General features: G+C 44.4%; 10 protein-coding genes. 5 read left to right on the plus strand and 5 right to left on the minus strand.

The window, feature by feature from the left end:
* Positions 1 to 197: 197 nt before the first annotated feature.
* Together ACM0OZ_RS03185 and rimO are read right to left on the minus strand one after the other, a co-directional pair.
* Positions 198 to 1,736, minus strand: a complete 1,539-nt coding sequence (locus tag ACM0OZ_RS03185) for a DEAD/DEAH box helicase (protein ID WP_414581375.1) — start codon at positions 1,734 to 1,736, stop codon at positions 198 to 200.
* Positions 1,737 to 1,832: 96 nt separating this feature from the next.
* A complete protein-coding gene (gene rimO, locus ACM0OZ_RS03190; RefSeq protein ID WP_414581376.1) occupies positions 1,833 to 3,152 on the minus strand; it encodes a 30S ribosomal protein S12 methylthiotransferase RimO in 1,320 nt (439 codons plus the stop codon).
* Between the two features lie 838 nt (positions 3,153 to 3,990).
* Between rimO and btpA the strand changes: the two genes are divergently transcribed.
* The 4 genes from btpA to ACM0OZ_RS03210 all read left to right on the plus strand — a co-directional run bounded on the left by btpA (position 3,991) and on the right by ACM0OZ_RS03210 (position 9,350).
* A complete protein-coding gene (gene btpA / locus ACM0OZ_RS03195) occupies positions 3,991 to 4,839 on the plus strand; it encodes a photosystem I biogenesis protein BtpA (RefSeq protein ID WP_096570444.1) in 849 nt (282 codons plus the stop codon).
* Positions 4,840 to 4,980: 141 nt separating this feature from the next.
* On the plus strand, positions 4,981 to 5,943 hold the full coding sequence (locus ACM0OZ_RS03200; protein ID WP_414581377.1) for a vitamin K epoxide reductase family protein: 963 nt from the start codon (positions 4,981 to 4,983) through the stop codon (positions 5,941 to 5,943).
* A 313-nt stretch (positions 5,944 to 6,256) separates the two neighbouring features.
* Positions 6,257 to 8,458, plus strand: coding sequence for a CHASE2 domain-containing protein (locus ACM0OZ_RS03205; RefSeq protein WP_414581460.1), 2,202 nt, complete (start codon positions 6,257 to 6,259; stop codon positions 8,456 to 8,458).
* A gap of 553 nt (positions 8,459 to 9,011) precedes the next feature.
* A complete protein-coding gene (locus ACM0OZ_RS03210) occupies positions 9,012 to 9,350 on the plus strand; it encodes a hypothetical protein (RefSeq protein ID WP_414581378.1) in 339 nt (112 codons plus the stop codon).
* A gap of 13 nt (positions 9,351 to 9,363) precedes the next feature.
* Here ACM0OZ_RS03210 and nadB read toward each other — a convergent pair whose 3' ends face one another.
* The 3 genes from nadB to ACM0OZ_RS03225 all read right to left on the minus strand — a co-directional run bounded on the left by nadB (position 9,364) and on the right by ACM0OZ_RS03225 (position 13,036).
* Entirely contained in the window at positions 9,364 to 11,037 is a 1,674-nt protein-coding gene (nadB, locus tag ACM0OZ_RS03215; protein WP_414581379.1) for an L-aspartate oxidase, read from the minus strand.
* A 279-nt stretch (positions 11,038 to 11,316) separates the two neighbouring features.
* A complete protein-coding gene (psbU, locus tag ACM0OZ_RS03220; protein ID WP_414581380.1) occupies positions 11,317 to 11,757 on the minus strand; it encodes a photosystem II complex extrinsic protein PsbU in 441 nt (146 codons plus the stop codon).
* A gap of 538 nt (positions 11,758 to 12,295) precedes the next feature.
* A complete protein-coding gene (locus ACM0OZ_RS03225; protein WP_414581381.1) occupies positions 12,296 to 13,036 on the minus strand; it encodes a DUF3120 domain-containing protein in 741 nt (246 codons plus the stop codon).
* Between the two features lie 185 nt (positions 13,037 to 13,221).
* Between ACM0OZ_RS03225 and ACM0OZ_RS03230 the strand changes: the two genes are divergently transcribed.
* The gene (locus ACM0OZ_RS03230) at positions 13,222 to 14,169 is read left to right on the plus strand and encodes an undecaprenyl-diphosphate phosphatase (RefSeq protein WP_414581382.1); all 948 of its coding nucleotides are present in this window, start codon (positions 13,222 to 13,224) and stop codon (positions 14,167 to 14,169) included.
* Positions 14,170 to 14,235: the final 66 nt, after the last annotated feature.

Below are 14,235 nucleotides of genomic sequence, written 5' to 3' on the forward strand. Positions count from 1 at the left end.
CAGCGTCTTATGTCACAAATCTACTGACCTTTTACCAAAGCAAAAACAGCCCAACCAAGACAAATCATACTGGCACTTTGGGCTGATTTTGATTGATGATGAAATTGCCCAGATTGATAAGCTTATCAACCCTTGGGTGAACGAAAAGTCAGTAGTCAAAAGTCAGGAGTTCATGACTTATGACTCATAACTAGTCACTATGAAGCTGTTTCTCTAGCTGTGGTAGAACCTAGCTTTTTTGGAGATATGGAACTATCGCGACGTCCTGTCCGCAGTTTGGGCTTGGAACTGTGTTTGTCTCCTTCTGTCGTGCTGCCGTCTGATGGTACCCAAGCGGAGCGACTGCGCTCACCAGAATCGCCGCGACGGTTTGACCGCAGCCTGGGTTTGGGAGATGGCGGCATGATCTCTTCTTCTGGAATGTCAAGTTCTGATTGCAGCCAAGCAGGACGGGTTTGGTCGTAAGCGATTTGCAACGCTGCCGCAGCGATCGCCTGAGCATCGTATTGTTCAATCAGCTCGCTCACCATCGGTAAAAATGAAGCCAAACGCTCGCCAGCCAAAGCTTCGCGCACCTGAACTTGCAATTTTTCTATGTGCCGTGCCTCAATTTGTGTCCGTGAAGGAATCGACAGGACTTGCCAACTTTGGCGGTTATGGCGTTCAAACAGTTGCTGCTTGCGTCGCTCAAACGGCTGTACTAAAGAAATTGCTGTGCCTTCCTTACCAGCTCGACCTGTACGACCAATCCGGTGGACGTAGGTTTCTACGCTATCGGGTAAGTCGAAGTTGATCACGTGAGACAACTGGTCAACGTCCAAACCTCGTGCCGCAATATCGGTTGCGACCACCCAGCGTACTTGACGATTGCGGAACCGTGTCAGTAACCGTTCACGTGCTTGTTGTGACAAATCACCGTGGTATTCATCAACACTATGACCTGCCGCTTGCAGTTGATTGGTGAGTTCTGCTGCTGTACGTCTAGTGCGGACAAAGATTAAAGCCGATTCTGGGTCTTCCATTTCCAAGATGGGCTGTAAAGCTTTCGCTTTTGTCCAATGACGCGGTACAAGATAAGCGACTTGATTAATTTTGTTAGGAGCGGCTTTTGGCTGCTCAACAGTCACTGTGACTGGCGAGCGCAAGAACTTGTTCACCAATTGGCGAATCGAAGGTGGCATTGTTGCCGAGAACAACGCTGTTTGGCGCTCTTGGGGTGCTTGTGAGAGAATTTTGTCTACATCGTCGATAAAGCCCATGCTCAACATTTCATCGGCTTCATCTAACACAAACCACTTCACTCGATCTAGCTTCAAACTACCCCGCTCTAGCAAGTCTATGACTCGCCCTGGCGTACCAACAACCATGTGAACGCCGCGCTTGAGTTGTAACATTTGGCGCTCAATCGATTGACCACCGTAGATTGCTAAAATCCGCAATCCTTGGTTTCCCATGAAGGTGCTGATCGCATCGTGAACTTGGATGGCTAACTCACGAGTCGGCGTCAAAACCACAGCTTGGACTGCTTTTTGAGTCACATCCAGCCGCTCTATGATCGGTAGGGAAAATGCTGCCGTTTTTCCTGTTCCTGTTTGCGATTGACCTACAACATCCCGACCACCCAATAGGTGCGGAATTGCTTGCGCTTGAATGTTAGTTGGTGCGGTAAAGCCTAATTTTTCTAATTGCTCAACACGCTCTTGTGAAATTCCTAAATCTAGAAACGAAAGATTCATCAAATCTCCTATGTTTTTCTTTGGTCTTTTTTCTTTGGTCTTTATAGATTGGTTAGTAGTTAGTGGTTATGGGTTAATAATGACAACTAATAACCATTAATTGTTGACAACTTGACCATAAAGGTCGTAAGCATCAGCATTTTGGATAGCTACTGGCACGATTGTTCCTAATCGTGCTTCCCCATGAACTAACACCTGCCCATCGACTTCTGGGGAAAATCTGTCAGAACGACCAATTAATTCTCCTGTTACGGGATTTTCTTGTTCAATCAGAACATTGACCACTTTGCCAACTTGCTGTTGATTTTTCTTTAAAGAAATTGGCTGTTGGAGTTCCATCAATACGTTCCGCCGCTCATCCATAACGAATTGGGGCAGTTGGTTTGGTAGGTTGTAGGCAGGAGTTCCTTCTTCGGGTGAAAAGGTGAAGACACCTACGTGGTCGAATTCATGACGCTCGACAAACTGTAACAAATGCTCAAAATGCTCCTGTGTCTCTCCTGGAAAACCGACAATAAATGTCGTTCGCAGCACAGCTTTTGGTAGCGCCTCTTTGATGCGTTCGATAATCGCATCATTCACCCGTCCTTGCCAGGGACGATTCATGGCGCGGAGAATATCTGGATGGGAATGTTGTAGGGGCAAATCCAGGTAAGGCAAGATGTTCGGTGTTTCTTGAATCGCCGCTATCACATCTGGGGTGAGTCCGGTGGGATAGGCATAGTGCATGCGAATCCACGGCACATCAACTTTCCCTAGGGCACGGAGTAATTCGGCTAACTTCGGCTTGCCGTAAATATCAATACCGTAATTGGTGGTTATTTGGGAAATTAGGATAATTTCCTGTACCCCTTGACTTGCTAACTGCTCTGCTTCGGTCACTATTGATTCTATGGTACGCGATCGCTGGTTTCCCCGCAGGTGGGGAATTATGCAAAAAGCGCATCGGTAATCACAACCTTCAGCAACCCGCAGGTAAGCCACGCCTTCAGTCGTAGTTCGATAACGGGGTGTGGTTTCATCAGCAATGTAGGTTGGTTGTGAACTTACGATTTTAACCCGCTTGCCTTGTTCTACCTGCTGAATGACATCGACTATTTTGTGATAATCCCCGGTTCCTACTACGGCTACGGCTTCGGGCAACTCTTCCAATAACTGTTCTTGGAAGTGCTGCGCCATACAGCCTGTGATAACGATTTTTTTATCTGCTTCTGCCAGTTCCACTAAGGTTCTGACAGATTCTTCTCTTGCTGCTTCAATAAAACTACATGTATTGACTATAACATAATCTGCTAACTGTTCATCAGAATCTACGCTGTAGCCTGCTTCTACCAGCAGTCCTAGCATATGTTCTGTGTCAACTCGATTTTTCTCGCAGCCTAGGTGAGAAATTGAAATTGTTGGCTTGTCACCCATATTAAGAAAGAGTCTTTAGGTTTTTTCATCTACTTAAACGCCCTTGAGCGCAAAATTTTTGCTTAAGATCTCAACGAGGTCAAAACCTCTGAAACTAAGCCATGACCTTCAAAAGTCTTACACACCGTCAAACCAAGCTACTACCATGATGAATCTGGAGTTCATGCTATGATAGCTTTATTAATCTGTTTTTCAGGGGAAAATAGACAGAATTTAGATAAATTGGACACTAGTAGTTAATCTTTTTTAAAATTTTACCTGTTGGTATTCTACATTACCGCAAAATGTATATTATTAATCAACCTACTGGGAAGCCACTCTCTAAATGACACTGGTTTTGGTCAGGAGCGGAGTCATCCATCTTGCCTAAACCAAGTGTGTGTGGCGCATTTGGAGAAGTCGCTACCAGCCTTTGAAAATATCGCGTGACTACGCTTGTATAGCGGTAATGCCTGTACCTTGAGCAGGCGAGATGCCTGTTCATCGGAAAGCTGCCTCGCGTCTTATGAGCGGCAAACTCCTCTTCTATCCATATGTTATCTTAACATATCTTAGGGAAAGTGTTACGCTAAATTCCATCTAAAGGTGGAGGTAAGCAATTTCCATTATTAAGTCGAAGAAACCAGTGGTAGCAAGCATCCTAACTGCTAACAGGGTGCAAATGAAATGCGTGACAGAAATGAAGGCACGGTTGAAACCTCAAAGGAGGTACAGCGCCCTTTACTTTACTTAATTAGTAATGAGTCATGAGTCATGAGTAAATAGTCAATAGTTACCAGCGATAATAACAAATGACTAAGGACTAAGGACTGAAGACTCCGTAAAGCGGGTTAAAGACGTGACTTTATATCAGCTATTTAAAACCCGAACACCAATTATTGGCGTAGTTCACCTACTACCGTTACCTACCTCGCCGCGCTGGGGAGGTAGCCTGAAAGCAGTTATAGACCGTGCCGAACAAGAAGCAACAGCCCTAGCAAGTGGAGGGGTTGACGGCATTATTGTGGAGAATTTTTTCGACGCGCCGTTTCCCAAAAACCAGGTGGATCCAGCGGTTGTGAGTGCCATGACCGTAGTGGTACAGCGGATACAGAATTTGGTGACGCTACCTGTAGGTATAAATGTTTTGCGGAACGATGGCAGAAGCGCAATAGCGATCGCCACCTGCACAAAAGCGCAATTCATTCGCGTGAATGTACTGACAGGTGTCATGGCAACCGACCAGGGAATCATTGAGGGAGAAGCTCATCAACTGCTACGCTATCGCAGAGAGTTAGGCAGCGATGTGAAAATTTTCGCCGATGTGTTGGTCAAACACGCCCGTCCGTTGAGTGCGGTGAATCTCACCACTGCGGTGCAAGACACAATTGAACGCGGTTTGGCAGATGCAGTGATTATGTCTGGTTGGGCTACAGGTGATCCTCCAAACCTACAAGATTTGGAAATGGCAACTTCTGCTGCTCACGGCACTCCAGTGTTTATTGGTAGTGGAGCAAGTTGGGAAAATATTGGTACACTCCTGGTGGCGGCAGATGGTGTGATTGTTTCGAGTGCCCTGAAACGCCACGGTCGGCGAGAGCAACCGATAGACCCAAACCGGGTGAGTCAGTTTGTGGAAGCTGCACGTAAAGGTTGGAACTCTAAAGAGGAAACACAATCAATTCCTTCTGTAAAGCTACACTCATAGGTACGGAATAGGTCATGGGTGATGGGTAGTCATGAATGATGAATTATAAATGAGGAAAAACACAATTCCTAATTCATCATTCACGTCGCATGACCCAATACTCATTACCAATTCTCAATTCCTAATTTTCTATTGCAGTTTATGAATCGCCGCCGTTCTACTCCCTGGATTCATAGATGGTCGCGGATATTGATAGCCGCGATCGCATCTGTTGGTGCATTGACAACGGGTTATCTCACCGTAGTTAAGTTGACACAAGGTTCCGCCGCTTGCCCCACCAATAGCTGTGATTTAGTACTATCTAGCCCTTATGCTACCGTTTTGGGGCAGCCTTTAGCGTTGTTTGGCTTTCTCGCTTACGCTAGCATGGTTATCTTCGCTTTGGCTCCTTTGGCAGTTAACCCAGCACAAAGTAAAGATACTCGGACAAAGCTGGAAAATTGGACGTGGTTGCTGCTTTTGGCAGGTGCGATCGCCATGTCTGTCTTTAGTGGGTACTTAATGTACCTGCTATTTTTCAAAATCAAAGCAGTCTGTCTCTACTGTCTTGCCTCGGCTCTCTTCTCCACCAGCCTCTTAGTGCTGACGATGATTGGTCGCACATGGGAAGATATAGGACAAATCTTCTTTACCGCCATTGTTGTGGGCATGGTAACGCTGATTGGGACTTTAGGCGTTTATGCCAATGTTAATAACCCTAATGCTAACGCTGGCAATAGTCCTAGCTTAAGACCAACCGGAGATCCGACAACTGGAGTGGGTTGGACCATTACCACGACCTCTGGTGAGGCAGAGATTCAGTTGGCACGTCACCTGACCAAAATAGGTGCCAAGGAATACATAGCTTGGTGGTGTCCTCACTGCCACGAACAAAAGCAATTGTTTGGTAAAGAGGCGTATCAAGAAATTAAGCACATAGAGTGTGACCCACAGGGCAAAGACGCCCGTCCAGATTTGTGCAAAGCAGCTGGCATTCAAGGCTTTCCTACTTGGGAAATTAACGGTAAACTTTATCCCAACGTGCAAGCATTAGAGAAATTAGCGCAAATTTCTGGTTATCAAGGTCCCCGCAACTTTAAGAATTTTCCTGACGCTTTTAAGTAGTCTACAAAAGCAGGATAACTTCAAACAAAAAAGTCAGGTGGTAGTAATGTATGACTTCTGTACCATCTGACTTATTTTTTTTTATACCTTCTGCTCTACCATTAGACTTATTTTTTTCTATGTTGCGAAAGATACCATTGCCGTTTTAGCAAATGGTGAGTAATTTATATCAGAGACATCTGAGATTGTCTTTAATAACTCAAGAAGTAGATTAACAGCTTATAAAGCATTAAAGGTAGCCTATGAACTGCATCCGCCAGGTAGTTAATAATTACAAAAAGATAAAAATATTTCTCCCACCTAGGTTATGGGAATAAGTAAGCAGCTTAGTCAGCGTCTTGTGAAGTTGCTGTTTGCACTGCAACAACCACTTAATCAAGGACGCAGTGAAATTTTTACCGCTTCTAGCGTCGCAATCTGCATTTTATTGCTGCGCTCTTTCGGATTCATGCAATTTTTAGAGTGGGCAGCCCTGGATTATCTTTTTCATTTGCGTCCACAGGAGCCACCAGAGGAGCGTATTACAATTGTAGCGATTGACGAAAGTTCTTTACACCAAGTCGGTTCATGGCCAATTCCAGATCGGTATATTGCTGAGGTGTTGCAAAAATTAAAAGAGAACCAACCTCGGGCTATTGGTTTAAATATTTACCGTAATTTACCAGTGGAACCAGGTCATCAGGATTTGGTTAAAGCTTACAAAACCATACCAAACTTGGTTGGAATTGAACTCCTGTCCAATAATAAAAACACCAGTGTTTCTCCTCCACCCCAGCTAAATCAGACCGACCGAGTAGGTTTTAACAATGTAGTGTATGACGCTGATGGCAAAGTACGTCGTAGCTTGTTGTACTGGCACATTAATCATCAAGCACACGAAAGTTTTGCTTTGAAACTCGCTTTAATGTATTTAAAGCCCGAAGGTATTACTCCCAAAAAAGCAAAAAACAATCATGAGTATTTACAGTTGGGTAAGGCTGAGTTTCGCCGTTTTCAGCCTAATGATGGTGGCTACGTGGGAGCTGATAACAGAGGATACCAAATTTTGTCCAATTTTCCCAAAGTTGGCACCGCAAGCTCATCAGTGGAAGGTTATGGCTTCCGCAAGGTATCAATGCGAGATGTGTTAAACAATCAGGTACCACCAAGTTGGATTAAAGACCGCATTGTACTTATTGGTTCCACTGCGACCAGTCTCCAGGATTTTGTATTTTTCCCATATTCCAGCCGTCTGATTGGTACGGTCAAGCCTGTGGCTGGCATTGAACTACAAGCTCATTTTATCAGTGAGATTATCTCAGCCGTCCTCGAAGGAAGACCTTTACTCAAAGTTTGGTTTCACCCGATTGAATGGTTGTGGATTTGTGTTTGGGCTTATCTGGGAGCAGTCGTAACTAGGCGAATACAACGTCCAAGCTTAAGCTTTCTTAGTATTCTATTATTATATTTCGTGCTATGTGGAAGCGCCTACCTTGCTTTGTTGTTTGGTTGGTGGATACCACTTGTACCTGCGTTGCTTGCCTTTAGCGGCTCAGCTATTGCAATCACTTATCAAGTTGCATATCGTCAGGAAGAGTTGAAACGCTCCAAAGAGTTTTTGCATGAACTGATCAATAAGATTCCTGATCCAATTTTTGTCAAAAATAAAAAACATCAGTGGATAGTCTTAAATGAAGCTTATTGTCAATTTATTGGCTATCCGGAAAATGTGTTAATTGAAAAGTCTGACTATGACTTTTTCCCCAAGCATGAAGCGGATGCTTTTCATGCCTCAGATGATCTCGTTTTCCACACGCAGCAACCCCATGAAAACGAAGAGGATTTCACAGACGCTCGTGGAATCACTCATGTGATTGCCACAAAGCGATCGCTTCATAAAGATGCCGGTGGCAATTTCTTCTTAGTTGGGATTATCCGAGATATTACCATACGCAAGCGGATGGAAGATGAACTCAGACGCCGTACCGCTGACTTATCCCGGATGAACAAACAATTAAAAATAAAAGAAGACCACTTACGTTATCTTGCTTATCACGACCCTCTGACTGGTCTACCCAATCGTAAATTTTTTACAGAACAACTTCAAGAGTCGCTTTTGTGGGCACAGGAAAATAATTCCTTAACAGGGCTACTATTTATTGATTTAGATGGTTTCAAACAGGTTAATGATAACTTTGGGCATGAGATAGGCGATCGCCTCTTGATAACCATTGCCCGACGTCTCACTCACTGCTTACGTAGCAGTGATACTGTTTCTCGCCTAGGTGGTGATGAGTTCACCGTCATTTTACGGACAATTCCTAAGGTACAAGTTGCTGCTACAGTTGCTGAAAAAATTCTGACAACTCTGACTGAGGCGATTGTCTTAGAAGGACATATAATTAACATCTCCGCCAGTATTGGCATCAGTGTCTACCCAAGTAACAGCCAAGACAGTGAAGCTTTGATTAAGCTGGCAGACAATGCAATGTACCGTGCCAAGCATCTCGGGAAAAACCGATATGAGTTTGCCTAATTAACCTAAGTTGTGGGCTTACATCCCATATACCACAACGAAGAATTCCTCAACTTTTGCTTCCGCCATCTACTGACTGTATAGCTCAATACAGTTAAGTAAATACTGTTTAGTTATAAAAGCTACCTCCAACTCCCTTACAAAAGGGGGCTTAATTCCCTCCTTTTTAAGGAGGGTTAGGGAGGATCAAGTCTTATCACCAACCGTATTGCTATATAGTTGGCTTTCTTTAGTCATGATGCCTACCTTACAAGCTGCATCTTAGCTAATTGAAACTTATGATACCAGTAAATTGCTGGTATTCACCTGTAAGCATCTCAATCTTCAGGTAGAGGTAAATGACTCCATTTTCATAATAAAACTTAACTTAAGATAAAAAGTAGTAAAAATAGCCCTATGGTAAAGCTGCTATTTACCACTTTAGAAAGATGGCAAAGCTAAGTAATAATCCGGATGACAGTGTGAACTTTATAAATTCTTAAATCATCTGTCATCCTATATAAGTAAAAAAATAATACTTTTTTTTTTAAATTAAGGGAATTTACTGAAGCGTATGAGAACTAACTTGAGACTGACTAGCGTTGTGCTATTTTTTATCGGAGCCTATCTGATAACTCCCAAAATTGCTGATACTGCGGCTGCTGTGGATTCGGACACCACACAAAAAGTAGTTGTCAATGGAGTGAAACACAGTCAAAGTACGGGCTGTTCTTTGTCGTGCCCCTACCGTGTAGTGCATACAATTGAGAATTGCTATAATCAAGACTTGGCAAATCTCAAGCTTGATACTCAAGTGTTCAAGCAAGTTGTTTGTGATGCTGACTTAGATAAGAACTACGAACCACCAAATTATGGTGGTCCTGATAGCCAGCATGGGAGTGGGACTCGATAAAGGCTTGAAAATTTTAATGACTCAACACTGGGGATTTCCACCAATTATTTTGTTGTACAAGTGTGTGGACTTGCCAGTTAGGGTCTAGTTGAGGGTAATCTAAGCGGTAATGCCCTCCCCGGCTTTCGGTTCTAAAGCCAGCACTTTTGAGGATTAAAAAAGCGACATCCAATAAATTACGCGTTTCTGCCCACAATCGCAATTGTCGTTCAACATCAGGTATGTCTAAACGAGCTGATTCTGTAGGATGTACAGACAACAAGAATTGAGTGATCGGCAAAGAAGTAAAATCTTGCTGCCAGGACTTAATGGTTGATATCGCTGCTTCTAAGCCTGATTGCTCCCGGCAAATACCAGCACTTTGCCAAACCAGACGCGGTATGTTTTCTCGCAGTCGTTCTAAATTTTCTTGCTGAGGTTGCCATTCAGCGACATTGGCAGAAAATTCTCGCTTAGGAACTACTGGCACGTCTTCTGGTCTACTCACATCTAGAGGCTGCAAATGAGCCATCTGTGCGCCAAATACGATACATTCCAGCAGAGAATTGCTGGCAAGGCGATTTGCTCCATGCACACCAGTACTTGCGGTTTCTCCGACTGCGTATAAACCGGGAATGTTTGTCCGGTTCATGAAATCGGTAACAATGCCACCCATCCAGTAATGAGCAGCAGGGGCGACGGGAACGGGTTCTGTGAAGACATCCACACCCCAGTGTTGACAAACTTTGATGATGTTGGGAAAACGGTGGCGAATTTTTTCAGCAGGGATGGGGCGCATATCTAACCACACATGAGCAGTTGCGAGGTCAGTTGAAGTGCGTTGCAAGTGACTAAAAATTGCCCGACTCACCACATCTCTGGGGGCAAGTTCGCCTGCTGGGTGATAATCAAAGGTAAAACGTCGCCCTTCATTATCAACAAGGTGTGCGCCTTCGCCACGTACAGCTTCACTTATGAGAAAACGACCTGGTTTTGTCAAAGCAGTGGGGTGGAATTGCACAAATTCCAAATCTCGGAGAATCGCCCCAGCACGCCATGCGATCGCCACTCCATCACCTGTACTAACAGCGGGGTTTGTGCTTTGGGCAAACACCTGACCTCCACCACCTGTTGCCAGAACGACAGCATTTGCTCTGACGAGGCTGATTTGACCTTGGTAAAACAGGCTAATTCCTTGACACGACTGTGTTTTTGGTTCTAACCATAAACCTAACGCCAAAGCTTGTTGAATGACTTGAATGTTTTGGCGTCGCAGGGCTTGGGCGGTGAGAGTGGTGATCACTTCTCTGCCTGTCGTATCTGCGGCATGAAGAACGCGGTTGCGGGAATGAGCAGCTTCTAAGGTTAAGGCTAACTGGCTGCCATGACGGTCAAAGGCTACTCCCAAGTTTACAAGCGATTGAATGCAGCTAGGAGCTTGTTTGGCAAGAAATTCCACAGCAGGGCGATCGCACAAGCCAACACCTGCGGCTATTGTGTCTTCAATATGTAAATAAGGAGAATCTTCTTTTGCGATCGCTGCAGCAATACCACCCTGCGCCCAATCACTAGCAGAAAGAGAAACTGTTTCTTTGGTAATCAAGCCGACTCGCAATTCGGCAGGTAGGCATAGTGCCGTGTACAGTCCAGCAGCACCAGCACCGACAACGATGACATCAAATTGGCTAGGAATATCTATCTGAAGCAAAGCAGGGGGTGGGGGGAGTGAGGGAGAGGGAGATGCGGGAGATAAGGGAGATGAGGGAGTGAGGGAGTGAGGGAGTGAGGGAGTGAGGGAGTGAGGGAGATGAGGGGGATGAGGGAGAGACTCCTAATGCCGTACCTTATGAATTGATTTCTCCCCCTGCACCGGGTGCTCAAGAGCTCCCCTGCTCTTCCTTGTTCCCGTTTTCCCTCTTGCTGAATAAACTAATTCCCACTCCCTGAAAGGAGTGGGTTCTGGTAGCTTAATAAGCTGCAAGTCCGATTATCTGTAAATACCGTTGTTAAAGCGGTCGTCTCCTTCGGTGAAGACTGATTCCACTTCTGACACGGTAAAGTGGTCTAGGTTAGCTTGCAGAACTTGTTTTTGACGTTCGCTCAATCCTTGAATATCCAACACATCCTCTACTTTGTCGTAAGGAGCATTCTTAATGAGTGTCCTTGCGAGAGTGGGATACAATCCTGGATACTTTTGGAAAGCTCGCACGTTGGTATTATTCAAATCAATTTTTTTACCATAAACCTCTGCCAGCCTAGCGTCTGCGCGGTTCCTCAAACTTTGAGTTCCCTCAACTGCTAGAACTGGGACTGAACGAAAAGCAATTGAGTTGAAGTCAGCTGCTTGGGCTATTTGAGGCGTTGAAAGCCATCCCAAGCATCCTAACACCAAACTAAACATTGTTAATAAACGCACCAATCGTTTCACAATTTTTCACCTCTTTCCATCCACTCTAATTGAAATAGAAGCCTTAAGCTAAAAGCAGTCAGCGCAAAAAAGTTCTGAGCAATGAATGTTAAGTGCGGAGTAGACCGACTTATTATCCCACTCTTTACTCGGTACTTTGTACTCAGAACTGAGTAAGGCTGATAGGCGATCGCTTAATCAACACAGCAGTATCAGAAACTAATATACAGCTTATTAATATCCACAATATTTACCGCTACTAGGTTTGACTGTAACTTTTGTCAAAAATTCTTTGCAGTTGCCTGCATTGCCTACTTTCGCTTCATTTCAAATCTGTAATAGAGATTCGTAGATAATAAGCACTTTAGTGGTTCCTCAACTTGTAGTACAGCACCACACATGAAAATCCTATTAACTGGGCGGGCGGGGACGCCCACCCCACTGCTCACGGGATAATTTATTTCTTGGAAATCCCTAAAGCGCTGACTACAGGTGAAAACGTTAAAAATTTCCGAGTAGCTAGCTGTGCTTTGCGCCTTTGCGTCTTGGCGCGAAACTATCATGCTAGAACTGCAGCCAGCCAAAATAGGCAGTCTACCAAAATAGTACTCAAAACTGCTCCACTAAAAGCGTACCAGTGCCGCTGCTTCTTGGCTAAAGGCAAAATCCCGACGGTTAACAACGCTATGGCAAGAATGAGCGCCCAAGCTTGTCCCCAAGGCGTTTGTACTTGCACGACGGCACTTTGCAAAATTGGTGCCACATCAGCTGTTGATTCTACCTGCATAATTTGCCGCCAATAGGGAATTAAATCTACCAGGTAGAAATACACATCAGTCAATACTGTACCGAGTAAAGAACCTAAATAAAACCAGTTACCTATTTTGCCCCAGTTGCGGGACAGACACCACAAGGCGAATGGCAAACCTATAGACTCGACAGGTAAATGCCATAACGGTTCCCAACGTAACCAGCCCCAATAAATTGAGCCTGCTAACCAACTCCAACTAAATCCTAAGAGCAAATCTCCCCACACATAAGTCGAGGGACGCGACATTAATTTAAAACTTAACCATACCCAACCTAATGTTAAGGATAAACTCAGCCACGGCAGCGATCGCACAAGTGGCGCTTCGATAAACACAGGCACAGACACCAAAAATACCGCCGCCGCAAATACTAACCATGCTGGCTGAGAGGCGACTTTCCATAACAAAGGAACGTCAGCGCTTTTCGTTGGCTCAATTGGCGCGATCGTAGTGGTAGAAGCAGCGTAAGAAGACAAAGTATTGTTAACCAATTTTTTTAATATTTGTTACTTAACTTTATTTTATTTAAGATATCACAACATAATATCCCCCCTAGGGGCATATTGATTTTAGCTTAATTTCAGAGCGTGTTATGTGCCACCCGGAAAGACCAAAGAAAACAGCGTAAATTTGGATAATCCAGTACAATTACGCAGGTATATTGGGAGTCCGAGTCATGACGACAATATTAGAGGCGGGTAGTACACAGTGGTATGGGTTGCTTTATCCTGTGTGGGGACAACTGGCACAGGTGGGAGAAATTCAAAACGCTACAGCTGGTGAAGCCAACCTCATTGAGCAACTCATTCAAGCATTTATCTTGGGGATTATCCAAGGCATAACAGAATTTCTGCCTATCAGCAGTACTGCACATTTAGAGGTATTTACCAAAGCATTTGGATGGGAACTCTTGGGGCAAAAGGCATTTGTGGCGACGATTCAATTTGGCAGTGTCATTGCCGTCTTAATGTATTTCCGCAAAGATATCAGTCAAATCTTGACTGGAGGCTGGACAGCTTTTCAGCAAAAAGATTGGCAGCGAAATGAATGGCAATTGCTCGTTGGTATAGCAATAGGCACATTACCAATTTTGGTAGCAGGCTTTCTGCTGAAGGATGTGCTTAATGATGAAAACTCTTTGATTAACAGCATGAGTACCATTGCCATCGATTCAATTGTCTTAGCGATTTTACTAGGAGCAGCAGAAAAATTTGGTAGTCGCAAGCGAGATTTTAGCGCACTAAAAATGCAAGATGGGTTTTTGATAGGGTTGGGGCAAATGCTCTCGCTAGCACCTGGTGTATCCCGTTCTGGTTCCACTTTTACGACTGCTTTATTTTTAGGACTCCAGAGACAAACAGCCGCAAGATTTTCCTTTTTGTTAGGGATTCCAGCCTTGACTATTGCAACAATGTATCAGTTTTTGAAAGAGGCGTTGGGCAAAATTGACTTGGTGGTGGTGAGTGTTGGGGTACTTTCTACGTTTGTATTTTCTTATATATCGATTGCTTGGTTGCTGCGATATCTTCAAACCCGCGACAATTGGATATTTGTTTGGTATCGTTTGGCTTTTGGGGCTACAATTCTGGTTGCGATCGCGACTGGACTATTGAAAAATACTTAGAAGCCATTATTATATTTTTTACAGTTACAACTTTGGACTACTGGCTGTGGGTTCATGACTTGATGC

This window comes from Scytonema sp. PCC 10023 (genome assembly GCF_963920835.1).
Taxonomy (GTDB): domain Bacteria; phylum Cyanobacteriota; class Cyanobacteriia; order Cyanobacteriales; family Nostocaceae; genus Kalymmatonema.